General features: G+C 67.4%; 19 protein-coding genes. 5 read left to right on the top strand and 14 right to left on the bottom strand.

Features of this window, described 5'->3' with window-relative positions; translation table 11 throughout:
* Nucleotides 1-56 precede the first annotated feature (56 nt).
* Nucleotides 57-3065: a TonB-dependent receptor gene (locus tag V7778_RS00950; RefSeq protein ID WP_335551488.1), complete on the bottom strand. Its 3009-nt coding sequence runs from the start codon at nt 3063-3065 to the stop codon at nt 57-59.
* A gap of 662 nt (nt 3066-3727) precedes the next feature.
* On the opposite strand from V7778_RS00950, the gene V7778_RS00945 reads away from it, so the two are divergent.
* The gene (locus tag V7778_RS00945; RefSeq protein ID WP_335551487.1) at nt 3728-5356 is read left to right on the top strand and encodes a family 16 glycosylhydrolase; all 1629 of its coding nucleotides are present in this window, start codon (nt 3728-3730) and stop codon (nt 5354-5356) included.
* A 122-nt stretch (nt 5357-5478) separates the two neighbouring features.
* Nucleotides 5479-6246, top strand: coding sequence for a head GIN domain-containing protein (locus V7778_RS00940; protein WP_335551486.1), 768 nt, complete (start codon nt 5479-5481; stop codon nt 6244-6246).
* Nucleotides 6247-6343: 97 nt separating this feature from the next.
* Here V7778_RS00940 and V7778_RS00935 read toward each other — a convergent pair whose 3' ends face one another.
* The 11 genes from V7778_RS00935 to V7778_RS00885 form a co-directional block, all read right to left on the bottom strand.
* A complete protein-coding gene (locus V7778_RS00935) occupies nt 6344-7483 on the bottom strand; it encodes a tetratricopeptide repeat protein (protein WP_335551485.1) in 1140 nt (379 codons plus the stop codon).
* Nucleotides 7484-7509: 26 nt separating this feature from the next.
* Complete coding sequence (locus tag V7778_RS00930; protein WP_335551484.1) at nt 7510-8460, bottom strand: type II secretion system F family protein; 951 nt, start codon at nt 8458-8460, stop codon at nt 7510-7512.
* 7 nt (nt 8461-8467) lie between these two features.
* The gene (locus tag V7778_RS00925; protein ID WP_335551483.1) at nt 8468-9445 is read right to left on the bottom strand and encodes a type II secretion system F family protein; all 978 of its coding nucleotides are present in this window, start codon (nt 9443-9445) and stop codon (nt 8468-8470) included.
* A 12-nt stretch (nt 9446-9457) separates the two neighbouring features.
* The gene (locus tag V7778_RS00920; RefSeq protein ID WP_335551482.1) at nt 9458-10804 is read right to left on the bottom strand and encodes a CpaF family protein; all 1347 of its coding nucleotides are present in this window, start codon (nt 10802-10804) and stop codon (nt 9458-9460) included.
* A 41-nt stretch (nt 10805-10845) separates the two neighbouring features.
* Nucleotides 10846-12012 (bottom strand): AAA family ATPase, encoded by a 1167-nt coding sequence (locus V7778_RS00915; RefSeq protein ID WP_335551481.1) that lies wholly within the window; start codon nt 12010-12012, stop codon nt 10846-10848.
* 9 nt (nt 12013-12021) lie between these two features.
* Nucleotides 12022-12291, bottom strand: coding sequence for a hypothetical protein (locus V7778_RS00910; protein ID WP_335551480.1), 270 nt, complete (start codon nt 12289-12291; stop codon nt 12022-12024).
* A gap of 11 nt (nt 12292-12302) precedes the next feature.
* Nucleotides 12303-13886, bottom strand: coding sequence for a type II and III secretion system protein family protein (locus V7778_RS00905; protein WP_335551479.1), 1584 nt, complete (start codon nt 13884-13886; stop codon nt 12303-12305).
* 24 nt (nt 13887-13910) lie between these two features.
* On the bottom strand, nt 13911-14783 hold the full coding sequence (gene cpaB, locus V7778_RS00900; protein ID WP_335551478.1) for a Flp pilus assembly protein CpaB: 873 nt from the start codon (nt 14781-14783) through the stop codon (nt 13911-13913).
* A complete protein-coding gene (locus V7778_RS00895) occupies nt 14780-16171 on the bottom strand; it encodes an ATP-binding protein (RefSeq protein WP_335551477.1) in 1392 nt (463 codons plus the stop codon). Before V7778_RS00895 ends, cpaB begins: the two co-directional genes overlap by 4 nt.
* 105 nt (nt 16172-16276) lie before the next feature.
* Complete coding sequence (locus V7778_RS00890; RefSeq protein ID WP_335551476.1) at nt 16277-16810, bottom strand: A24 family peptidase; 534 nt, start codon at nt 16808-16810, stop codon at nt 16277-16279.
* Between the two features lie 63 nt (nt 16811-16873).
* Nucleotides 16874-17059 carry a Flp family type IVb pilin gene (locus V7778_RS00885; RefSeq protein ID WP_211520340.1) on the bottom strand — a complete coding sequence of 62 codons (186 nt, stop codon included), beginning with the start codon at nt 17057-17059 and terminating at the stop codon, nt 16874-16876.
* A 356-nt stretch (nt 17060-17415) separates the two neighbouring features.
* On the opposite strand from V7778_RS00885, the gene V7778_RS00880 reads away from it, so the two are divergent.
* Nucleotides 17416-18432, top strand: coding sequence for a GGDEF domain-containing protein (locus tag V7778_RS00880; protein WP_335551528.1), 1017 nt, complete (start codon nt 17416-17418; stop codon nt 18430-18432).
* Here the strand turns inward: V7778_RS00880 and V7778_RS00875 are convergent.
* Together V7778_RS00875 and V7778_RS00870 are read right to left on the bottom strand one after the other, a co-directional pair.
* Entirely contained in the window at nt 18429-19043 is a 615-nt protein-coding gene (locus V7778_RS00875) for a 2-hydroxychromene-2-carboxylate isomerase (protein ID WP_335551475.1), read from the bottom strand. The two genes, V7778_RS00880 and V7778_RS00875, sit on opposite strands and share 4 nt — an antisense overlap.
* A gap of 128 nt (nt 19044-19171) precedes the next feature.
* Nucleotides 19172-20395, bottom strand: a complete 1224-nt coding sequence (locus V7778_RS00870; protein WP_335551474.1) for an HD-GYP domain-containing protein — start codon at nt 20393-20395, stop codon at nt 19172-19174.
* Between the two features lie 119 nt (nt 20396-20514).
* Between V7778_RS00870 and V7778_RS00865 the strand changes: the two genes are divergently transcribed.
* Complete coding sequence (locus V7778_RS00865; protein WP_335551473.1) at nt 20515-21447, top strand: LysR substrate-binding domain-containing protein; 933 nt, start codon at nt 20515-20517, stop codon at nt 21445-21447.
* A 183-nt stretch (nt 21448-21630) separates the two neighbouring features.
* Entirely contained in the window at nt 21631-25200 is a 3570-nt protein-coding gene (locus tag V7778_RS00860; RefSeq protein ID WP_335551472.1) for an indolepyruvate ferredoxin oxidoreductase family protein, read from the top strand.
* The last annotated feature ends 40 nt before the right edge of the window (nt 25201-25240 follow it).

Here is a 25240-nt window from a genome sequence, read left to right as displayed (position 1 = left end):
GCAGTCTACCCCGAACGGGCCGCGGCGGGAATGCCCGCGGCCCTCGCACCGCTACATCAGAACTTGTAGCGCGCGGCCAGCATGTAGCGCGGGCCGGACTGTTCGACGAACAGCAAGGTCTGCTTGGTGCGGCCGTGGATGCGCTTGATCTCGTCCGTCAGGTTGATGCCTTCGAACTGGATGCTCAGGTTCTTGGTGACGTTGTAGCCGATGCTCAGGTCGAACTGGCCGTAGGCCTCGACATAGTTCGGGTTCGGACCCGAGCCGTCGAAGGTCGACGAGAGGAACTCGTCGCGCCAGTTGTAGGCCGCGCGCACATTCCACTTGTCGTTCTCGTAGATACCGACCAGATTGGCCGAATCGCCCAGGCCGACCAGCGCGAACTGCTCGCCGATGCTCGCATTGTTGTATTTCAGGCCGGAATGCACGTAGGTGTAGTTGGACTGCACACCGAATCCGCTGTTGCCGAACATGTGGAGCAGGTTGAACTCCAGGCCGCGCACCCGGTCCCTCTTCTGGTTCGAGAACGAGGTGATGCGGAAGTTCGCGACCGGATCGGTGGCGGTGGCGGTGATGGTGCCGGTCGGGTTGCCCGCACCGTCGTCCGCGCCGCGCACCACGCCCGGCTGGCCTGCGTAGTTACGCAGGATGTAGTTGCGGATGCAGGTGGTATCGCCGTTGCCGCAGCCGTTCTGGAGCGCCGCATTCCAGTAGGCGCCGCCGACCGGGGTGCGCACGCCGAAGGGCTGGGCGATGATCTGCGACTGGCCGGCATAATTGTCCAGGTGCTTGCGGAAGTGGTTGACCGAGAAGAAGCTCGACTTCGCGTAGTACCACTCGAAGGCAAGGTCGATGTTCTTGGCCTTGACCGGCTTCAGCGAAGGATTGCCCTGGCTGCCGGTGCCGCCTTCGACGCGGGCCAGGGTGTCGAGCACCTGGCCGCCGGCGATCTGGTCGTAGCGCGGACGGCCGATGGTTTCGCCGTAGCTGAAACGGGCCTTCATGTCCGGACGCAGGTCGATGTCGGCGTCGAAGCTGGGCAGCAGGTGCTTGTACTTGCCCTTGAGCGTGGTGAAGCCGCGCTCGCCGAACTGGACCGGGAACTCGTTCTGCGACACCCAGCTGATCGCGGTGGCGGTCGGCACCATCGCGCTCGAGCTCACGTCGGTCTTCTCGTAGCGCAGGCCGATCGAGGTGTGGATCGGCAGCGCGGTATCCCAGTCGGTGTTGAACTGCAGGTAGAGGCTCTTCGACTTTTCCTCGGTGCGGCGATCGGTGTCGTAGGTGGTCTTCGGGCGGTACAGATCCGGCAGGCCGGTGACCTGAGCCGCCAGCGCGCGCAGCTGCTCGAAGTCGAAGGTGTAGAACTGGTTGAACAGGGCCGGATTGTCGCTGCCGTCGATGTTGTCGAAGTATTTGCGCAGCGTCTCCTGGTGGAACATGCTGGCCGGGTAGTCGGCCGGGCTGGTGGCGCCGGTCCAGGTGTCGCGCTGCTGCACCGAGAAGGCCGAGCGGTAGTCGACCTTGGACGCGGCCAGGCCGAACTTGAGCTCGGAGGCTTCCAGCATCTTCCAGCTGCCGTGGACTTGCGCCTGGTCGATCTCGGTCTTCATGTAGCCGTTCTCGAACACCGAGCCGGTCACCTGCTGCGGCGCCCGCGCGAAGTCGGCGCCGGCGATGCTCAGGACCGGGAAGTCCTTGCTGAAATCGGCGGTGGTGTCGCCGCGGCTGAAGCTGGCGGTGCCCAGGGTGGCGCTCGAGCCCCAGGGGCTGTCCGGGGTCGATTCGGCGCTCGAATGGTGGGCGTCGAACTCGAGACGGACGTCGTTGTTGACCTTCCAGGCCGTGTTGAAGCCGAGCGACTTGTTCTCGTTCTTGGTGGCGAAGGCGGCGCCGCCCATCGCGATATCGCTGTTGGCGCCGGGGATCAGTTCGGTGTAGACCAGCGGGCTGGCCACCGGGCCGTCGGTCCAGCTGCTGCGCGACGCGCCGAAGTTGAACCAGGCCGAGACGTCGTTGCGGCGGGTCTGGACCTTGTTTTCCGAGTAGGTGTAGTCGAGGGTGGTGGTCAGCGCCTTGGTCGGGGCGAACTGGAACACGACCTGGCCGTTGGTGCGCTGGCGCTGCACGCCGTTCATGTTGTAGTTCAGGTTCTGCGGCACCTGGTAGACGTCGGTCGGGTCCGGACGATTGGTGATGTTCTCGGAACCCGGGGTGCCCGGCTGCGGGATGGTGCCCCAGTTGTTCTCGTCGCCGCGGAACGGACCCTTCCAGCCGTTCGAGACGGCGGCCTGGTTGAAGCCCAGGTTGCGTTCCTGGTAGCTGGCGGTCAGCGCCACGCCGAAACGGCCGTCCGCCGAGGTGTTGCTGTAGATGCCCGATATCTCCGGGGTGACCTTGTCGCCGCGCTTGACGTCGTCCGGCAGGTTCTGGGCCGACTTGTCGTACACGCCCTTGACGCCGACACTGGCCTGCATGCCGGGACGCGACAGCGGACGCGGGGTGATGATGTTGATGGTGGCGCCGATGCCGCCGGTCGGGGTCTCGGCGCGCGCCGACTTGTACACCTGGATCTGGGACACCGCCTCGGACGCCAGGTTGGCGAAGTCGAAGGCGCGGCCGTTGCGGTCGCTCAGGCCCGAAGTCGGCATCTGGCGGCCGTTCAGCAGCACCAGGTTGAAGTCGGGGCCGACGCCGCGCACGGTCACCTTCGAGCCTTCGCCAATGGTGCGGTCGATCGACACGCCGGAAATACGCTGCAGCGATTCGGCCAGGTTGGTATCGGGGAACTTACCGATGTCTTCGGCCACGATGCCGTCGACGAAGCCCTGGGCATTGCGCTTGAGGTTGAGGGAAGACTCGAGGCTGGCGCGCAGGCCGGTCACGACCACGGTCTGGGTGGCGCCGCTCGGGGACAGTCCGGGCGCGCTGGCGCCGTCGGTGGGCTGGGAGGCCGCGCTGGTCGGGGTGGCCGGAGCGGTGGTTTCCTGCGCCGCCGGGCTTGCCTGTTCCTGGGCATAGGCCGGCATGAATGCCGCGCATGCGCTTGCCACTGCCAGACTCATCAGTGTCTGTTTAGCCTTGGGGTAATACATGTGTTCTCCTGTTCTTTTTAAAATATGACCGTCACCCATCCACGGTGCCTACCCTGTCTCCACTACCGGCCGGCGCTCCGAACGCCCTGGAGCTGCGCCGGCCGGCCCTCCTATCCTTGCACCCGCATACTTTCCCGCCCGAAGCAGGCCCTGGCGCCGGCCGGACCGGCAGTGCCAGGGCCGCTGTCTGCTTCCCTGCCTGGTGCGCAGCGCCGCTGCAGGCCTGCGAAGCGGCGCGACGAGGACAACCGGCCGGGGCCGGTGTCCTCGTCGTGCGCTTGCGGATCTCGGGGTGCGCGCTGCGCTGTTTCATCTGTCATCCCTCAGCATGTGTCGGTGCCGTGGTTACGGAATCAAAGCTTCTCTGCGACTCGCTTCAACTACATGGAAACGTTTCCATGTAGTTGTCTGAATATTAGGGTTGGAAAAAAAAATTGTCAACGGAATATTCCATACAGATATGGGTCGATATGCGGCAGTTTTGCAACACTCCCCCCGCGCTAGAGGCGCAGGACGGCGGCGCTACCGGGACGATGGCTTTGGAAGGAATGGTTGACATCGATTTTTCCGCAGTGCTATAGTCGGCTTGTCGTTTTGGTAACGTTTCCAAATTCGCCGGGGAGAAGTGCCTGATGCGCCATTCTTTCGTTCCTGCCTTCCGTCTGCGGCCGCTGCTGGCGGCGGCGCCGTTCGGGTCGCTCCTTGGCCCGTTATTCGCCGCTTTCCTGCTGGCGGCGCCGGCAGCCGCCAGCGCGCCGGACCAGGGCTTCCGCTGGCCGAACGGGGCGCGCGCCGCGGTCAGCCTGGCCTACGACGATGCCCTCGATTCCCAGCTCGACCATGCCATTCCCGCCCTCGACCGCCACGGCATCAAGGGCACCTTCTACCTGCAGCTGTCCAATCCGGCGGTCGCCAGGCGGATGGACGCATGGCGCGCGGCCGCGCGGAGCGGACACGAACTGGGCAACCACAGCCTGTTCCACCAGTGTTCGGGCACGGGGACGGATCGCGCCTGGGTCGAGGCCCACCGCAACCTCGACACCACCACGCCGGAACAGATGCGCGACCAGGTCTTGCTCGGCAATACCATGCTGGAAGCGATCGACGGACGGCGCGAACGCACCTATACCGCGCCCTGCGGCGACATGCTGGCCGCGGGACGGCCTTATCTGCCTGCCTTGCGCGAAGCCTTCGTGGCGATCAAGGCGGGCGGAGGCGCGGACGTGGTGCAGTCCATGGCGCGGCTCGATCCCTACGCGGTGGCGGTGGTCGGGCCGGTGAACGCCAGCGGCCAGGAGATGATCGCGCTGGTCAAGCAGGCCGCCGCGCGCGGCACCATGGTCGCCTTCACCTTCCACGGCATCGGCGGCGACTACCTGAGCGTGTCGGCGCAGGCGCACGAGGAGCTGGTGCGCTTCCTGGCGCAGCACCGGCAGGAATACTGGACCGATACCTTCCTCAACATCATGAAGCATGTCAGGCAGGAGCAGGCGCCAAAGGCGGCAGCGGCAGCGGCAGCGGCAGCGGCGCCGGCCGCCGGCTGGACGCTCGACTGGAGCGACGAGTTCGACGGCGACAGCCTGGACCGCGGCAAGTGGGTCGCGGAGACCGGCGGGCATGGCTGGGGCAACAACGAGCTGCAGTTCTATACGGGGCGCCCGGAAAACCTGCGCGTATCCGGCGGCCACCTGGTCATCGAAGCGCGCAAGGAAGCCTTTGAGCACCGCGAGTACACCTCGGCCCGCATCAAGACGGCGGGTCTGTATGAGCGCATGCATGGCCGCTTCGAAGCGCGCATCAAGGTCCCGCAGGGCCAGGGCATCTGGCCGGCGTTCTGGATGCTGGGCGCCGACATCAAGCAGGCCGGCTGGCCGCGCAGCGGCGAGATCGACATCATGGAAAACATCGGCAAGGAGCCGGCCATCGTGCACGGCACCCTGCACGGGCCGGGCTATTCCGGCGACAAGGCCTTCGGCAAGCCTTCTCCCCTGGCCAGCGGCAAGTATGCGGACGCCTTCCACGTGTTCGCCGTCGAATGGGAGCCGGGCGAGATCCGCTGGTATCGCGACGGCATGCACTTCCACACGGCCCGGCCGGGCCTGGTCAAGGGCGACTGGGTGTTCGAGCATCCCTTCTTCATCCTGCTCAATCTTGCGGTGGGCGGCTACTGGCCGGGTTATCCGGACAGCACGACGGTCCTGCCGCAACAGATGCTGGTGGATTACGTGCGGGTGTACCGCAGGGCCGGTCCGGGAAGCTGAGTGCGGCAGGAGCGGAATTGTGCGGTCTATCCCGTCGAATGCGCAGTCCGTCGCAATCCGGAAGGCAAATCCTGCCCCCTTCCCTATCCTGTCTCCATCGACAATCATTTCGGAGACCCACCATGCAAAAACTCTTGACCGCCGCCCTCGTCGCCGGCTCGCTCGCCCTGGCCGCCGGCCCTGTCCTCGCCGACGAAGCCGTGCGCGAGACCCGCGCCGTGGACGCCAAGGTCACCAAGGTCAAGCTGGGCGGCGTGGTCGACCTGGTCCTGCGCCAGGGCGCCACGCCCTCGCTGGTGGTCTCGGGCGACCGCCGCTACGTCCAACGCATCACGACCGCGCAGCGCGGCGACACGCTCGAAATCGGCACCGAATCCTTCACCAACCGTAACGAGCGCATGGAGCACAAGCTGCGCGCCGAACTCACCGTGCCGAATCTGGCCGAGTTCGCGTCCAACGGCGTCGGCGCCTCGACCGTCAGCGGCTTCTCGGGCGATGCCGTCAAGCTGGCCCTGGACGGCGCCGGCGCGGTAACCGTCGACGGCGGCTTCCGCCAGATCGATGCGCGCCTGGGCGGCGTGGGCGCCATGACCCTGAACGGCGTGCGCGCCGAACGCGTCGACCTGAGCCTGCGCGGCGCCGGCCGCATGTCGGTCCAGGGCCAGACCCGCCTGCTGCAGGCCAAACTGAGTGGCGTCGGCAGCCTGGATGCCCAGGGCCTGCAGGCCGACACCGTCGACCTCGACCTGAACGGCCTGGGTGGCGCCTCCGTGTATGCCAAGCAGGCGGCCGATGTGAGCCTGAATGGCCTCGGCTCCGCCACCGTCTATGGCAACCCGGCCAAGCGCAACGGCAATGCCAATGGACTCGGCAAGATCAGCTGGAAATAAGTAGCTGGAAGTAAGCAGCTGGAAGTAGCGAAAGCTGCTCGTCTTGCGGCACGCCGACGGCCGCGTTCGAGCCGGCGCCAACGTGCCGGGGAAGCCTTCAGCTGGTCTTGCCGCGCTCCGCAGGCGGCGTACTGGCCGCCGTCGCCGCACCGGCTGCGCCGGTCACGCCTGCCGGGGCCTTCGGCGGACGCAGCGCGACGCCGCGGCGCCCCAGGTCGCGTCCGAGCACCAGGCGCAGGTCGGCCGGCGCGGCATCGCGCACCTCCTGCAACTGCACGCTGCCGACCCGCGCGGCCAGGCGTTCGGCGGCCGCGCGGTGGGCCGCCGCGTACTCGATGCGTGTGCGGCGCACGTCGAAACCCTTGTCGTTCGACAGGCGCGTGACCTTCATGCCGGGTTCGCCGAGCCGGCGCGCCAGCGCGCGCGCCATGCCGGGCACGCCGTTGCCGTTCCGGATTTCCAGGCGCACCATCGCGCCTTCGATCACCGGCGCCGTCGGTGCCGGCGCCAAGGGAACCACGGGCGCGGGCAAGCCGGCAGGCGCCGGCGCCTTGCCGCGGCGTAGTTCGAACATGCCGCCGGCGGTCATGCGCAGCTCGGTGTCCAGCCAGCCGTCGTCCTGGTCCTTCACCGTCTCCCGCGTCTGCGCCGCCTGGCCGATCGCCGGCACCGAGGTCTTGCCGCCGATGGCCGCCAGGTCGGCGCGCAAATCGTGTTGGCGCAGCGTGGCGGCCTGCCGCAGCATCTGCTCGGCGCGCGCATCCTGGCCCAGCTTGCGCAGGGTTTCACCCATCAGCTGCCAGGCGCGCGGGTTGAGCGGATCGAGCAAACACGCTTTTTCCAGCGCCACCAGGGCATGCTCGTAGTCACCGCTCAGGAAATAAGCATGGCCCAGGTTGCCGAACAAATAGGCCTTGCCGGGACCCGAGGACAGGGTCAGCGGCGCGGTCAGCTCGCGCCAGATGGCGACGGCGGCCGCGAATTCGCGCTGCTCGGCATGCAGGGTCGCCAGGCCGTTGCGCGCGCTGATGTGCCGTGGCTCGGCCCGCAGCACTGCCTGGTAGGCGGCGCGCGCCTCCTGGTAGCGCCTCGCCAGGTGGTGGTTGCGCCCGGCCAGGTAGGCATCGTCGCCGCCCGCGGCGGCGGCGGTGTCGGCGGACTGCATAGACAGCGGCGTACAGGCCAGCAGGCCGGCGCAAGCCAGCGCCAGGGTGGTCAAGGTGGTAGCGGTTCGCATCGCAGGCTCCATCGGCTCGGTTGAGGTCAGCGCGCGCCGTGCAGCGCGCCCAGGGCGCGCGATATCTGGATCGCGGCCGGCCCGAGCAGCACCATCAGCAGCGTCGGGAAAATGCAGAAAATCAGGGGGAACAGCAGCTTGAGGCCGATCTTGGCCGCGCATTCCTCCGCCCGCAGGCGCCGCTTGTGGCGCAGGTTGTCGGAATACACGCGCAGCGAGGCGCCGATGCTGGTGCCGAAGCGCTCCGACTGGACCAGCATCGCGACCAAGGTATCGACATCTTCGACGCCCGAGCGCAGGGCGAAGTTGCGCAGCGCCTTTTCCTTGCTGAAGCCGGCCCGCATTTCCATCAGCACCAGCTGCAGCTCCTGGGCCAGCACCAGGCTCTTGATGTGGATCTCGCCGGCCACCTTGACCATCGCGCGTTCCAGGCTCAAGCCCGCCTCCACGCACACGGTCAGGAGGTCCAGCGCGTCGGGGATGGTCTCGAGGATCTCGCGCCGGCGCCGGTTGACGATGCGGGTCAGGACCACGTTCGGGAAGTAGTAGCCGAGGGCCGCGCCCAGCAGCAGACTGGCCAGCACCTTGTTCGACCCCAGCTCCCCGCCATACAGGATCAGGAAAGGCGCGCACAGGGCCGGCACCAGCAGCGCCAGCCCGGTCTTGGATGCGAAGTACAGCGTCGGCGCGGAAGGGTTGCGCCAGCCGGCGTTCATGAAACGGGTGCGCAAGGTCGATTTTTCCCAGCCCTCTTCGGGAATCGACAGCTTGGTCAGCGGCCGGGCGACGCTGGCCACGCGCTCGGCCCAGCCGGTGCCGCCATCCAGGCTGTTCTCGGCTTCGGCCGGCTTGGTCCCGAGGAAGCGGCGCAGGCGCTCGCGCAGGGCGACCGGTGCGAACAGGACCACACCGAGCCATCCGAGTCCGCAGACGACGAGGAAGACGACGGCCAGGAAAGCGAGTTGGGTGGATTGCATAGGCACCTCAGATGCGGATGCGGATGACCTGGCGCAGCCAGAACACGCCGAACACGATCATGGCGGCGCCGTACCACAGCAGCCGCACGCCGGACGGATCGGTCCACATCAGGCTGATGTAGCCGGGATTCGCGAGCACCATGGCGGCCCCCACGCAGAAGGGCATCAGTCCCAGGATCCAGGCCGACATGCGGCCCTCGGCAGAGAGCACGCGTACGTGGGCGACCAGCTTCAGGCGGGCGCGGATGATGTCGCTGATATTGCCGAGGATCTCGGCCAGGTTGCCGCCCGATTCGCGCTGTATCAGCACCGCGATGATCAGGTAGCGCAGGTCGGTCAGCGGAATGCGCGCCGCCATACCGTGCAGTGCTTCGCTCATCGGCACGCCGTAATTGATCTCTTCGCGCGCGATGCGGAACTCGCTGCTGAGCGGTTCGGGCAGCTCGTTGCCGACGATTTGCAGCACGTTGCTGAAGGAATGGCCGGCGCGCAGGGCGCGCGCGATGAAGTCGGCCGCATCCGGCAGCTGCTGCTCGATGCGCAGCAGGCGCCGCTGGCGCGCGCGGCGCATCAGGCCCAAGGGCAGGCACAGGCAGGCCAGGCCGACCAGCGTCCATGCCGGCCACGGCATCGGCCAGCCGGACGCCAGGACCAGCCCGAACGCCATGCAGCCGAGCGACCAGGCGGCGAATTGCGCCACGGTCCAGGGCGAACCCGCCTGCACCAGCAGCACGTCGATCCGCTTCGCCACGCCGGCGTGGTGCAGCAGGCGGTCGAAGGCCTGGTGGCTGCTGTAGCGGCGCTGCTTGAGGATCGAGATGCGCTCGCCCGAGCGGCCCACGCCGCCCGACATCAGCTGCAGGCGGCGCGCGATGCGCCGCGCCGCCGCGCCATGGGTGCCCATCCACCACAGGTAGACGCCTTCGACCGCCAGGAACACCGCCGCGAACAGGAGCACCACGAAACCGTAGAACAAGGCATCCATGCCGGCCTCCGCTCAGTCGAACATCCGGTCGGGATCGAAGCCGTCTTCCGGCACCGGCACCCCGAACAGCCGCAGGCGGTCGGCGAAGCGCGGGCGCACGCCGGTGGCCGAGAAATGGCCCAGTACCTTCCCCTCAAGGTCCACGCCGCGCTGCTCGAAGCGGAAGATCTCCTGCATCGAGATGATGTCGCCCTCCATCCCGGTGATCTCCTGGATGCTGACCACCTTGCGCGTGCCGTCGGTCAGGCGCGAGGCCTGCACCACCACCGTCACCGCCGACACGATTTGCTGGCGGATCGCGCGCGCGGTCAGGTTCACCCCGGCCATGCTGACCATGTTCTCCAGGCGCGACAAGGCATCGCGCGGGGTGTTCGAGTGGATGGTGGCGAGCGAGCCTTCGTGGCCGGTGTTCATCGCCTGCAGCATGTCGAGCGCCTCGGCGCCGCGCACCTCGCCCAGGATGATGCGGTCGGGCCGCATGCGCAGCGCGTTGCGCACCAGGGCGCGCTGGGTCACCTCGCCCTTGCCCTCGATATTCGGCGGACGGGTCTCGAGGCGCACCACGTGCGGCTGGCGCAGTTGCAGCTCGGCCGCGTCCTCGATCGTCACCACCCGCTCGCTGGCCGGGATGAAACCCGAGATCAGGTTCAGCAGGGTGGTCTTGCCGCTGCCGGTGCCGCCCGAGATCAGGATGTTCACCTTGGCCGTGCCCAGGCCTTCGAGCACGCGGATCATGGGTGGGGTCAGGCTCTTGTAGTCGAGCAGGTTCTGCACCGTGAGCGGGCTGCCGCCGAAGCGCCGGATCGACAGCAACGGTCCATCCACCGCCAGCGGCGGGATGATCGCATTCACGCGCGAGCCGTCCGGCAGGCGCGCATCGACCATCGGGCTCGACTCGTCCACGCGGCGACCCACGCGCGAGACGATCTTCTCGATGATCTTCATCAGGTGGGCGTTGTCATGGAAGCTGACCTCCGTGAGCTCCAGCTTGCCGCGCCGCTCGACGTACACCTTGCTGGCTGTGTTGACCAGGATGTCCGAGATGGTGGGGTCGTTCAGCAGCGGCTCGAGCGGCCCGAAGCCCAGCATCTCGTGCTGGATGTCGAGCACCAGGTGGTGGCGCTCGTGCTGGTTGAGGACGATGCGCTCTTCTTCGATGATGCGCTGGACCAGCAGCGCCAGCTCGTGCTTGAACTGTTCGGACGTCAGGCGCTTGAGGCGTTCCAGGTCGATCCGGTCGAGGATCATCTGGTGCATCAGCTTCTTGAGCTCCTGGAATGCCTGGTTGCCGGTTTCCGGCAGGCCGCTGGCCATCGGACGTTCCTGGCCGCCCGCGGCGAGGCGTTCACGTAGGGACATGGGTGCTCCAATCGTCAACGGTAATCGGGTGAAATGGCGGACTAGGCGCTTCCGCCGAACAGGCGGTCGAGCAGGCCCTTGCTTTCCTGGACGCGGCGCGCCGTCACCAGCTCCACCATCTCGGCCAGGCTGCGCGCGGCCGCGCTCGAGCGCGACAGCTGGAGCACCGGCACGCCCTGGTTCACCGAATCGGTGACCGCGATGTAGTCGTTCGGGAAGGTATGCATCACTTCGCAGCCGAGCGCCGCGTGCAGGTCGTGCAGGCGCAGCTTGCCGCCCTTCTCGTAGCGGTTGACGATCAGGCGGATGTGGTCGAGCACGTAGCCGAGCGAGCGGAAGATGTCGAGCAGGCGGCGCGCGTCGCGGATGTCGGGCAGCGCCAGCTGCAGTACCGGATAAATGGTGTCGGTGATGTCGAGCGCGCGCAGCGAGACCGCGTCGATCTGGCGCCCGACGTCGAGCAGCACGTAGTCGTAGTGCTGGCGCGCCACGCGCAGGATGGTGTCGATGTGCTCGGGCTTGGCGTCCTTGGCGTGGGCCGGGTCGTCGGCCGCAGCCAGTATGCCGAAGCCGGGCGTGACGTGCACCAGGCAGGACTCCAGGAAAGGCGCATCGATGCGGCCGATCTGGGCGCAGACGTCAGACAGGGTCATGGTCGGCTTCTGGTCCGACACATACAGCGCGGCGTCGCCGAACTGGCCGTGCAGGTCGATCAGCAGCACCTTCTTGGCAGCCAGGGTCGCCAGCGCGTAGCCGAAATTGGTCGAGATGAAGGTGGCGCCGCTGCCGCCCTTGCAGGCGATGAAGGCCAGCACCTTCCCGTCACGCATGAGGGACATGCCGGCGGCGGACGCGATCCGGTCCATCGCCTCATGGAAGGCGCGGTGCACCAGCGGCAGCTGCAGCACCTCGCGCACGCCGGCGCGCATGGCGGTGATGAGCAGGTCGGGCTGGTGGTGGTCGGTCAGCAGCATCAGCTGCGCCGACGGGTACTGGCGGCCCAGGCGTTCGAGCAGCCCGGCTTCGAGCGGCTCGCCGTCGCTGGCGTCGATGATGAGCAGCTGCAGATTGTCCGACTCGACGCGGTCGAGGGCGTCGCGCAGGCTGGCGCGGGTGCCCGCCAGGTGCAGGGGCGGGACCCGCGCCGCGCCCTGGGAGGCGATTTCCGAGTACAGCTGGCCGTCGCGGCTGATCAGGAGCGCTCTCATGGCACACGCTTATTGGGTGACCAGCGAGCGCGCCGGCTCGGCTTCCGGCCGCGCATACGAACGCTGGTAGCGCTCGTGCGCGGCGCGGGCGGCGTGGCCGTCGATGCCGGCGACCGGGTCGGTGCTGGCGCTGGCGGCGGGATCGAGCACCTGCGCCGACAGGTTGGCGCGCACCGCGTTGCCGAATTCACGGTCCCAGCGCGGCGTGGCCGGCGCACAGCCCAGCAGGGCGGCGCAACACGTCCCCAGCAGCAGCTTCCGTATCGTGTTGCTTCCCATGGCCATTCCCCTTATTTGAGTTCGAATCCGCCGGCGGTGGTCGATGCCGGCGGCGCAATGCGCGGCGCCGACTGCAGCGCCGTGCCGGCGGCCGGCGGGTCGCCCTCCAGGCGGCCGCCGAGCAGCACTTCGGCGCGCGTCGGCGTGCCGATCTTGTCGGTGGGCAGGGTGTAGCCGGCGCCCGTCATCGGCTTGACCAGCCGCGCCGTGATCACGAACACCAGCTCGGTGCGGTCCTGCTGGTAGTCGGTGCTGCGGAACAGCGCGCCCAGCACCGGCACTTCGCCCAGCACGGGCAGGCCCTTCAGGTTGGTCACCAGGTTGTTCTTCACCAGGCCGCCGATGGCGAAGCTCTGGCCGTCGTGCAGCTGCACCGTGGTGCTGGCGCGGCGCGTGGTCACCAGGGGCATGATGGCGGTGCCGGCGATGCCCACCGCGCTGATGCCGATCCCTTCGCGCGACAGCTCGGAGACTTCCGGCGCCACCTTGAGGTTGATGCGTCCTCCGCCCAGCACGGTCGGCGTGAAGCGCAGGCCGACGCCGAATTCCTTCTCTTCCAGGGTGATCTTGTTGTTGTCCTGCGCCACCGGGATGTAGAACTTGCCGCCCGCGAGGAAGGTGCCTTCCTGGCCGCTGATCGCCAGCACATTGGGCTCGGCCAGGATGCGCACCAGGCCGTCCTGCTTGTCGGCTTCGACGTCGAAGCGGTTGCCGTTGGTCTTGCGGCCCGCCAGGCCGCCGCGCGCCAGCCCGGTCACGAATTCCGTGGCCAGGGTCGTGGTCCAGCTGCCGGAACCGAAGGAAAAGCGGGTGCCGGTTTCCAGGCGCTCGATCAGGCTGCGCGAGACCTCGGCCACCTTGACCTCGAGCTGTACCTGCTGCGGCGCGCTGACGCTGAGCAGGTTGACCACGCGCGCGGCGGCCGCGGACGCGCCGCTGTTGTTGTTGGCGCTGTTCACCGCCACCGCGATCACGCCGTCGGTGTCGTTATCCTTGGCGGCCGGCGGCAGCTGGCGCAGGGGGCGGCGCACGTAGGCGCTGGCCAGCTCCACCGCGCGCGCCACCGCCGCGGCATCGCTGACGGTGCCGGTCAGCACCAGCGAATCGGCGGCGGACATCACCTTGATGTCCTTTTCCTCGGGCATGGCCGCCGCCAGGGTGGACTGCAGGCCGGCCGGGTCCATCGCCACCACGATGTCGACGATGCTGCACAAGCCGCTGCGGCCCTGCACGATCATGTTGGTGCTGCCGACGTCGACGCCGGCAATGTAAAGCGTGTCCGGGGCGACCAGCATGGCCTGCACCACGGCCGGATCGCCGACGCTGCGGTGGCGCACCGGCTCAGGGAGCTTGAGCATGGTCGACTTCCCCATGTGGAGCGACATGCGCGCCGGGCGCGCCGCGTCGCCGCTGCAGCCGGCTTCCTGCCGTGCTGTCGAAGGCTGCTGCGCTTGCGCTTTCGGGGTGGCCTTGGCCGACTGTTTCGCCTGCGCTTGGGGAGCGTTGGCATGGGCGGCAACGGTGGCCAGCGCCAGTCCTGCCGCGAGGCAGGCGCGCAGCATGCGGGGCCGCGCAATCGTTGAGCGTCTGTTCATGGCATCAATCCAGGCGAGGAGGTCTCAGAAGCATTCCTGCGAGCTGTGCAGGCCGTTGATCACGCCGACGCAATCGTGTCGCGGCGCCGGTGGGGCTGGCGGCCGCTGCGCCGGCGGCCGCGGCCGGGATACCGGCAGCGCGACCCGGCGCACCGGCGCCGCTGGCGATGCCGGCGCGGCCAGCGGCGGCAGCAGGTTCTGCTTGGTGGCGCCGGCCGTCGCGCTGGCGGCCGGATCGACCTGGTTGCGCAGCGCCAGCGACAGGGAGCCGACGCTGCGCGCCAGGTCGAGCTTTTCGGCCTGCTCCGGCGTGACTTCGAGGGTCACGGCGTTGACGACCTTGGGCTTGGTCTCGTCGCGGTTGACCTCCTGGGCCACGGCCAGCACCAGGATCCGTTCGAGCACGATCTTCGAGATGCTCTGCTCGCGTTGCCCGCCCTGCGACTGCGGCTGCGGCTCGGTCTCGGTGCTGACGATGATGTCGACGTAATTGCCCGGCAGGGCGAAGCCGGCCACCCCGATCACGTCGTTGACGCGCACCGTGATGGCGCGCTTGCCCGCGGTGATCAGGGCCGACAAGCCGCCCAGGGTACCGGCCGGCGCCAGCTTGGATTCGCTCACCGGTTCGCCCGCCTGCACGCTGGTGCGCATCACGCGGCCGCTGAGCTTCTGGGGATCGTTGAAGGCGCCCTTGGGCACGCTGTCGGCCGGCCAGTCGACCAGCTTGAGCATCTCGGGCGCCAGGCGCTGTCCGATGTCGATGTCGACCATGGCGACGGCGATGCGTCCGGCGCCGGAGGCAGGCGCATGGAGCAGCCACTGGGCGGCCAGCGCCACGGCCCCCAGCCCGAACACGACGGCCAGCGCCATCACGATCACGGCACGCTTGTTTTTCATCGCACATCTCCCGTCGGAATCGGCGGCGAGCCTGCGCCGAACAGGCTGCTCCAGGCCTGGGCCACGCTGTCCATGTCGAAGCGTGGAGCGCGTCCGGCAAAGCCGGCGAAATCGAGGATGCGCTGGACCAGTTCCTGCGGATAGGCCGCCAGCATCGGACGCCGGGTGCGGCGGTGCAGTTCGTGCACCAGGTAGTCGAGCGCCCCGGCCTCGGGCTCGAGCCGGTTCAGACGCGCCTGGCGCAGCAGCAGCGCGCGGTAGCCCGCCTCGGACAGCGGCCCGATCCCGATCCGGTAGCCGATGCGGCGCAGGCAGGAGTCGTCGAGCACCGATTCGGGCGCCAGGCTGGTGGCCAGCACCAGGCCGGCGTCGAAGGGCAGCGCGTGGGTCGGTCCATTCGGCACGGCGACGTGGTCGCGTCCCTGCTCGAGCGCGCCCAGCAGGCGGTGCAGCAGCTCGCCGGCGGGCATGCGCTGGCGTCCCAGGTCGTCCACCACCAGCAGGCCGCTATTGGCCAGCAGCTGGGGCGGCGCGTGGAACAGGCCGCTGGACGGATCGTGGCGCAGCTCCAGCATGTCGCGGGTCAGCTCGGCGCCGACGTGCACCAGGGGGCGCTGGCACAGCGCCCAGCGCGCGTCGCAGCTGCGCCGCTCTTCCATGCCGCGGCTGGCCAGCGGGGCCGGATGCAGGACCGGATCATAGACCTGCACGATCTCGTGCTTGACCAGCACCGCATACGGCACCGCCACCGGTTCCTGGCGCAGGCGCGCCAGCTTCCTGGCCAGCGTGGTCTTGCCGCTGCCGGAGGGCCCGAACAGCAGCAGCGGACGGTTCGAGCGCAGGGCCGCGCCGACCAGCTCGCGCACCGCCGGCTCCAGTCCATCCTCGCCCAGCGCGGCCTGCAGGTCGGCGGGCGTGACCCGCAGCGCGTCGTCGCGGCGCAGCGACTGCTCCCCGATCGCGGCGTGCCAGGCGGCCAGCGGTACCGGCGCCGGACCGGCATAGCGGGAGGCGAGCAGGTAGTCGGCGGCGGCGCGCTGGCCGTGGGCGGTCAGCTGGTAGTGCACGTCGATGTCGGAGTCGCCGGAATACGCCACCTCGGCCTGCTGGGCGGCGATCAGGTGCTGCATGACTTCGCGTACCACGCTCACCGACAGGCGCAGCCGGCCGGTCAGCACCGACAGCGCCGTCTTGCCGCTCGCATGCATGGACTTGACCACCAGGGCGGTGACGAAGCGCGGCTCCAGGCCGGTATCGCGGATGGTCCTTGCCTGGCGCGGCAGCACCGGCACGGCGTCGCTCTCCAGCGGCGCGAGGCGCTCGCCGGCGCCGCCCGCGGCCGCTTCAGCCGCCGCGCCCAGCCCTGCGCTTCCCGTTAGCGCTTCCATATTGCAACCTCCTGCTCAAGGCAAGTGTTTAAGAGAACTTGATTTGATTCTAGCGAGCGTCCATGCCCGGCCTTTGACAGCCAACAAGTGCGCACCCGCCCCCGATTAGCCATAGCGGCTTATCAAAATGATCATTGTTCCGGCAGCGATGGCGACCCCATAAGGCATGGAGCCGGCGCTCTTCTGGCCCGTTGCGCCGTAGGCGCCCGGGGACGGCGGCAGGCGCAGCAATGCGCCGCGCAGGATCGACCACATGTTCGACAGCGCCAGCAACAGGCGGCCGCGCCAGGCGACGATCGCGATCGCCATCACGCCGCCCACGCACCAGGCCATGATGGCGATGTGCAGCGCGTCGACCGCGCCGGTGAAGGCGCCCACGGCGGCCATCATCTTGACGTCCCCGGCAGCCATGCCGCGGATCAGGTAAAACGGCAGAAAAACGATCAGGCCGGTGGCGATGCCGCCCAGCCAGGACTGCAGGCCGCCAAGGGGCGCTGCCGAGGCAAGGTGCAGGCACAAGGCGCCGGCCGCGCCGGCCAGCAGCAAGCGGTTCGGAATGCGGCGGCTTGCCAGGTCGTTGACGGCGCAAGCGGCTACCATCAGCAGCAGCAGGGTATCGAGGTATGGTGCGACAGGCATGATGCGCCCTCCTCCCGAAAAAAAAGCCCCCCAGGGCGACATGCAGCCGCGGGGGGCGGACGATCAAGCGGTGGTGTCAGGGAACTGGTCGCGGATGAACGTGAACGCGTCCTTGATCTTTTCGCCGACTTCGCCTGCCACGGTCGCCATCACGACGCCGATGAGGGCGGCGATCATGCCGTATTCGATGGCGGTCACACCGTTTTCGTCGGCAATGAAGGCTTTGATGGCGGAGGACATCGTGCTCATGACAAACTCCTTGTGGTGGTTGAGGAAAACTGGCTGCGTCGGGGCCCCGTCGCCACTGCTTTGTTGCGTTTGCCAGTGAGTTCACTTTAGCGAATCGTGCCGTACAGCAACTTGACTACTGTCAATTTTTCCTATTGGAAACGGAAGATTCTGATGAGGAACAGCTTTGAAAGAGCTTGATAAGGCCAGCACCGGAGATGCTCAAAAAAGAATAATTTTTGATAAGAATAATTGCCTGCAATACAAAAAAGTATTATCCTGTGTCGCTTCGCCGCCCAAAAAAGCGGCACCATCGGTACCCCAGCCCCGTGCCTGTGATTGACGACGCTTCCGTGAACGACACCCTGCTGCGACACATGGTCGACATGACCGGCCACCGCGATCACACGATGCTCGACATCTCCGTGATCTCGGCCGTGCAGGAATTGGGACGGGCGGTGCAGACGCGGGTGCTGAACATCGCCACGGTCTGCGGGCACCGCTTCGTGCGTTCGCGCGCCTGCATCCGCATGGGCGGCGTGGCCTGCCCGGAGGAGCCCCAGGACAGCGCCAGCCCGGGCGAGCCGATCGCGCTCTATCCAGCCCTGGCCCACTGCCTCGACAACCACGACTCGCGCGCCGAAGCCGCCGGCGAGGATGGCCTGCGCCGCCTGTGGCTGCCGATCTGGTTCGGCGACAAGGCCGACACCTGCCTCGAGATCGTCCACCAGGGGCCGTTCACGCCGGAAGCGATCCACATGATCAGCGGGATCGTCAGCGTCTACCGCAACTTCCAGAGCCTGCTCGACTACAGCGAGCGCGATTCGCTCACCGGCCTGCTCAACCGCAAGACCTTCGACGACCAGCTGGCGCGCATGCTGCACGCCTCGGACAGCGAACCGCTGGTGCCGGGCCAGCCGGAGCGGCGCCACCACGGCGGCGAGGAAAAGCAATGGCTGGCGGTGGTCGACGTCGACCATTTCAAGGGGGTCAACGACCGCTTCGGCCACCTGTACGGCGACGAGGTGCTGATCCTGGTCGCCAACCTGCTGCAGTCCTCCTTCCGCGCCCAGGACCGGGTGTTCCGCTTCGGCGGCGAGGAATTCGTGGTGCTGCTACGTTCGACCACCCTGGAGAACGCGCGCAAGATCATCGACCGCTTCCGCACCAACGTCGAAGCCCATGTCTTCCCGCAGGTTGGCCAGGTGACGGTCAGCGTCGGCTTCACCAGCGTCAGCGCCAGCGATTCGCCGGTGGTCACGCTCGGCCACGCCGACCAGGCGCTCTACTACGCCAAGGCCAACGGCCGCAATCGCGCCTGCTACTACGAAGAGCTGGTGGCGCACGGTCTGCTGCAGACCGTGGCCACCAACGACACCGCCGAATTCTTCTAGGCCTGTGTGGCGAGGGCGAAGTCGATCGCATCCTCCAGCCGGTCGTCGCCCCAGAACATCTCGTCCCCGACAAAAAAGGTCGGCGCCCCGAACACGCCGCGCCGGCGCGCCTGCGCCGTCTGCTCGCGCAGCGCCAGCTTGTTGGCCTCGCCGAGGGCCGCCGCCAGCACCGCCTGCGGGTCCGGCGCCAGGCCTGCGAGCGCCTCGAGCGCGGCCTCGTCCGAGGCGATCTCGAGGTCGCGCACCCAGTTGCGCTGCATGATGCGGCGGCAGAATTCCCCGATCCAGGGTTCGTCCGCCGCCAGCAGCGCAACCCGCATCGCCGGCAGGGCCGTACGCGGGAACTCGCTCGGACGCCGGAACGCCAGTCCATACTTGGCGGCGCGCCGTGCGACGTCGCGCCAGGCGTACTCGCCCTTTTCCTTCTGCTGTACGAAGGGCGCGTTCTCGTAGCCCAGCTCGCGGAAGATGGGGCCGAGCAGGAAGGGCTTCCAGGCCAGCCGCAGGCCGGCGCGCCGCACTTCCTCCTCGATGCGCATGAGGGTCAGATAGCTGTAGTTGCTGCCGAATTCGAACCAGAACTCGATGACGGGCGGTGTGCCGGCGCTCATGCCTTCTCCTTGTGCCAAAGTGGGAACTTGCCCTGGACGGGACCTGCGCCCACACTGCCACAATCGCAGCCCGACAACAAGCTGACAGGAAGAACAGGTCCTGATCGTCGCCGGCGCGGGGCGCGGATTCAGGCCAGCTGCATGAAGCGGAAGGGATCGACCTTCCACTTCTCGGGCGACTCGTGGCGCACGATCTTGTCGCCGCCGCCGAAGCCCAGCGCCTTGGACAGGTCCAGGGTTTCCGGCTTGATGTAGATCTGGCGCTTGGTATTGAAGAAGACGTTGACCTTGGGCGTGAGCAGGCTGCTCTCGTGCGGTTCGACGACCACGCCCAGGCGGCCCGACTCCAGCATCACCAGGGTGCCGACCGGGTAGATGCCGACGCAGCGCATGAATTCCTGCGCCAGGCTGGGGCTGAAGTGGAACTTGCTCCACTCGTAGATCTTGCGCAGCGCCTCGGCCGCCGACATGCCCTTGTGGTAGCAGCGGTCCGAGGTGATGGCATCGTAGACATCGACGATGGCCGCCATCTGGGCCAGCTCGCTGATGCTGCCTTCGGCCTGCTGGTCCGGGTAGCCGCTGCCGTCGCGCCGCTCGTGGTGGTGCAGGGTGATGTCGAGCGGGATCGCGCCGATCTCCGGCGTCTTGCGCAGCAGGTCATAGCCGTCGCGCGGGTGGCGCTTGATGACCGCGAATTCCTCGTCGGTCAGGCGGCCCTGCTTGTTCAGGATATGGTCGGGCACCAGGGCCTTGCCGGTATCGTGCAGCAGGCCGCCCAGGCCGGCCTGGTAGATGCTGTCCTCGGCCATGCCGCGCGAGCGGCAGAACGCCACCAGCAGCGCACACACGCTGACCGAGTGCAGGAAGGTGTAGTCATCCTTGTTCTTGATGCGCAGCAGGCCGAGCAAGGCGCCCGAATTGCGCAGGATGGATTCGGTCACGCTCTGCACCACCGGGCCGACCTTGTCGAGTTCGACCGCCTTGCCCAGGCGCGCGTCCTGCATCACGGTGCGCACCAGGCCGGCGGCCTGCTTGCGGATGGTGGCGGCGCGCGCCAGTTCCTCGCCCAGCGAGACACGGGTGACAACGACGGGTTTGGAAGCGGCGATGGCCGTGACTTCCGCCTCGGTGGCGGCGTCGGCCTCGGCCAGTGTCGGGGCGTCGTCGATGTCCATGCCGCGCGCGCAATCGATCACCACGCCGCGGATCCTGGCGTTGCGGATCTTGTAGATCTCTTCCTCGGTACTCAAGAGGAAACGGTTGCGCACGAAAGGATGCTCCATCCAGCCGCAATCCAGATCATGGATGAACATCCCGATCTTCAACTGTGACGCATCCACTTTCTTTAACATCTTGTAACCTTGCTATGTTAATCTCGCCGCCCACCGGCCAAAGTGCAGTATAGCAACTTTACATTTTGTGTAGGCGCACGTTGTTGCTTTGTAGACACATATATTGATTTTTGGGATTTATGGAACTTCGCCAGCTGCGCTATTTCGTCGCTATCGTCGACCACGGTTCGCTCTCGCGCGCGGCCCTGGTGCTGCACGTGGCGCAGCCGGCGCTGACCCAGCAGCTGCGCCAGCTCGAAGAAGAGCTGGGCGCCCAGCTGCTGCACCGCTCGGCCCATGGCGTGGTCAGCACCGATGCCGGCAAGGTGTTCTACGAGCACGCGCAGGCGATCCTGAAGCAGGTGGCCGACGCGCGCGCGGCCGTCACCCAGTCGCTCGACCGCCCCTCGGGCAGCGTCACCCTCGGCCTGCCGCACAGCATCTCGGGCGCGCTGGCCCTGCCCCTGCTCACGGCGGTGCGCGAGCGCTATCCCGAGATCACCCTCCAGCTGACCGAGGAAATCTCGGGCAACCTCACCGAGCAGCTCAAGTCCGGGCGCCTGAATCTGGCGGTGCTATTCGACGACGCCCCCACCGTGCAGTTCACGGCCACGCCCCTGGTCGAGGAAGACCTGGTCTTCATTTGCAAGCCCGGCTCGCCCTTCGCGCCCGCGGGCGCCACGCTCAGCCTGCGCCAGGCCCTGGCCAGCATCCTGATCTTGCCGGCGCGCCAGCACGGCGTACGCCCGCTGGTGGAGCAGGTGGCGCAAGGCGCCGGCCTGGTGCTGCGTAATGTGTTGGAGATCAACTCGATCACGATCCTGCGCTCGGCCATCCTGGCCGACCTGGGCGCCACCCTGCTGCCGCGCGCGCCCTTCCAGGACGACCTGGCGCGCGGCGCCATGGCGGCCTGGCCGGTGGCGGACCCCGCCGTCACCCGGCGCGTGATCCTCTGCGGTTCGCGTAATATCCCGCTGACCAATGCCGCCGCCGCCATCGGGCGCCTGGTGCGCGAAGTGACCGAAGACCTGTGCGCGCGCGGCGCCTGGCCCGGGGCCCGCCTGGCTGCCTGAATATCAGCCATCATTTTTTCTTATACCCCCATCCGCAATCCCTATTGGATTGTGGACTACTAAATCCCTACACTCCACGCGGCTACTAAGCCGACTGCGAAGCGCCATCTGCGCTTTGCCCATCCACGGCCCGCCTACCCGGCGGCGCCGCGGACACACAAGCCAATACCCTTGGAGACAGCAATGCCCGATACCGTCACGCCCGGCGACCTGAACGCCAGCGCGCCCGCCGACTATTCTTCCCGCCTCACCACCGTCACCCTGGACGACAAGTACACCGCGAAGTCGGGCGCCATCTTCCTGTCCGGTATCCAGGCCCTGGTGCGCCTGCCGATGATGCAGCGCGAGCGCGACCTGGCCGCGGGCCTGAACACGGCCGGCTTCATCTCGGGCTACCGTGGCTCCCCGCTGGGCGGCCTGGACGAGACCCTGTGGAAGACCAAGAAGCACCTGGAAGCGAACGCCATCCAGTTCGTCCCGGGCGTGAACGAAGACCTGGCCGCCACCGCCGTCTGGGGCACCCAGACCGTGGACCTGATCGGCCCGGCCAAGTACGACGGCGTGTTCGCCATGTGGTACGGCAAGGGACCGGGCGTGGACCGCTGCGGCGACGTCTTCAAGCACATGAACCATGCCGGCACCGCCAAGCACGGCGGCGTGCTGCTGGTGGCCGGCGACGACCACGGCGCGTATTCGTCGACCCTGCCGCACCAGTCCGACCATATCTTCTCGGCCTGCATGATCCCGGTGCTCTACCCCTGCAACGTGCAGGAATACCTGGACCTGGGCGTGCACGGCTGGGCCATGTCGCGCTATTCGGGTTGCGCGGTCGCCTTCAAGGCCCTGGCCGACACGGTCGAATCGAGCGCCTCGGTCGACGCCGACCCGTTCCGCGTCGAAGTGAAGTATCCGAAGGATTTCGCGATGCCGGAAGGCGGCTTGAATACCAAGCTGTCCTCGGTACCGCTGGGCCAGCAGGCGCGCAACCAGGAAGCGCTGATGCAGGACTACAAGATCTACGCGGCCCTGGCCTACGCCCGCGAAAACAAGCTGAACCGCACCACCATCGACAGCGCCAATGCGAAGCTGGGCATCATCGCGTCCGGCAAATCCTACCTGGACGTGCTGGAAGCGCTGGAAGAACTGGGCATCGACGAAACCATGGCCGCCAAGGTCGGCCTGCGCCTGTACAAGGTGGCCATGATCTGGCCGCTGGAGCCGGAAGGCGTGCGCGAATTCGCACAGGGCCTGGAAGAGATCCTGGTGGTCGAGGAAAAGCGCCAGGTGGTGGAATACCAGCTCAAGGAACAGCTGTACAACTGGCGCGACGACGTGCGTCCCCACATCGTCGGCAAGTTCGACGACAAGGGCGAGTGGGTGGCCCCGCGCGGCGACTGGCTGCTGCCTCCCAAGGCCGACTTCTCGGTGGCCCAGGTGGCGCGCGTGATCGCCGGCCGCATCGCCCGCCTGGACCTGGACGACAGCACCCGCGATCTGATCAAGGCGCGCCTGGCGTTCCTGGACGCCAAGGACGCCGTGCTGCGGAAGGCGATCACCACGCCCTTCCGCCCGGCCTTCTACTGCTCCGGCTGCCCGCACAACAGCTCGACCAAGGTGCCGGAAGGCTCCTTCGCGCTGGCCGGCATCGGCTGCCACGTGATGGCGACCTCGATCTACCCGGAGATGAACAAGCTGACCACCCACATGGGCGGCGAGGGCACCCCGTGGATCGGCCAGGCCGCGTTCTCCCAGGTGCCGCACGTGTTCCAGAACCTGGGCGACGGCACCTACTTCCACTCTGGTTATCTCGCGATCCGCGCGGCGGTGGCGGCCAAGGTCAACATCACCTACAAGATCCTGTACAACGACGCGGTCGCGATGACCGGCGGCCAGCCGGTCGACGGCCAGACCTCGGTGCCGATGATCGCCCAGCAGATGGCGGCCGAAGGCGTCAAGCGCATCGCCCTGGTCACCGAAGACCTGTCGCGCTACGCCGACCGCTCCAACCTGCCGGCGCTGGTCACGCTGCACGACCGCAAGCACATGGACGACATCCAGCGCGAACTGCGCGAGCTGCCGGGCGTGACCGTCATCATCTACGACCAGACCTGCGCCGCCGAAAAGCGCCGCCGCCGTAAGAAGGGCGAGTTCCCCGACCCGGCCCAGCGCATGGTGATCAACGAAGCCGTGTGCGAAGGCTGCGGCGATTGCGGCATCCAGTCGAACTGCGTCTCGATCCTGCCGAAGGAAACCGAATTCGGCCGCAAGCGCCAGATCGACCAGTCCTCGTGCAACAAGGACTACTCGTGCAACAAGGGCTTCTGCCCGAGCTTCGTGACCGTCGAAGGCGGCGCGCTCAAGAAGAGCAAGGCCGGTGTATCGAAGAACGGCGCGGATGACGGCTGGGGCGAGCTGCCTCTACCCTCCCTGCCGGGTGTCGAACATCCGTACAACATCCTGATCAACGGCATCGGCGGCACCGGCGTGATCACCGTCGGCGCCCTGATGGGCATGGCCGCCCACCTCGAAGGCAAGGGCGCCTCGGTGCTGGACATGACCGGCATGAGCCAGAAGAACGGCTCGGTCACCTCGCACGTGAAGATCGCCGCCTCGCCCGAGCGCCTGCGCGCCCAGCGCATCGCCACCGGCGAAGCGGACCTGATCCTGGGCTGCGACATCCTGACCACCGGCGCCGCCGATGCGGTGTCGAAGATGCGTCCGGGCCGGACGCTCGCCATCGTCAACCTGCACGAGCAGCCGACCGGCACCTTCGCCCAGCAGCGCGACTGGGAATTCCCGTCCGGCGACGTGCGTTCGCTGATCCTGGAAGCCGTGGGCGGCGACGCGGGCGTCGATTTCGTCGACGCCACCAAGCTGGCCACCGCGCTGATGGGCGACTCGATCGCCACCAATCTCTTCCTGATGGGTTACGCCTGGCAGAAGGGCCGCATCCCGCTGAGCGAAGCCGCCCTGCTGCGCGCGATCGAACTGAATGGCGTGGCCGTCGCTTCGAACAAGATGAGCTTCCTGTGGGGCCGCCGCGCCGCCGTGGACTTCAAGCGCGTCGAGAAGCAGGCGATTCCCGTGCAGACCGTCGTGATCCAGATGCCGCAAAACCTGGAAAGCGTCATCAAGAAGCGCGTCGAACACCTGACCGGCTACCAGGACGCAGCCTACGCAGCCGTCTACGAAGACCTGGTCAAGCGCGTGCGCGAGGCTGAATCGACCAAAGGCCTGGGCAACAAGCTGTCCATGGCGGTGGCGAAGAACTACGCCAAGCTGATGGCCTACAAGGACGAATACGAAGTGGCGCGCCTGTACACCGACGGCCGTTTCCTCGAGCAGCTCAAGACCCAGTTCGAAGGCGACTTCTCGCTCAGCTTCAACCTGGCCCCGCCGCTGCTGGCCAAGAAGGACGCCAAGGGCCACATGGTGAAAGCCAAGTACGGCTCGTGGATGTTCGGCGCCTTCAAGCTGCTGGCCAAGCTCAAAGGCCTGCGTGGCGGCGCCCTCGACGTCTTCGGCTACACCGCCGAGCGCAAGATGGAACGCGCCCTGATCACCGAGTATCGCGAGATGATCGAAGGCCTGCTGGCCACCCTGGACGCCTCGAACCACGCGACCGCGGTGGAGCTGGCGGCGCTGCCGGACCAGATCCGCGGCTTCGGCCATGTGAAGGAAAAGGCCGTGGCCGAGTACCGTGTGCGCAAGGCGGAGCTGCTGTCGGGCAAGGTCAAGCGCCGCGCGGCCTGATTCTTTGCCAACTTAAATCAACGTCATCCCCGCCTACGCG

Origin of the sequence: Massilia sp. DD77, assembly GCF_036961685.1 — a bacterium.
In the GTDB taxonomy this organism is placed as follows: Bacteria; Pseudomonadota; Gammaproteobacteria; order Burkholderiales; family Burkholderiaceae_D; genus Telluria.
Note: the sequence above shows the minus strand (reverse complement) of the source record. Positions and strands in the feature narration are given on the sequence as shown.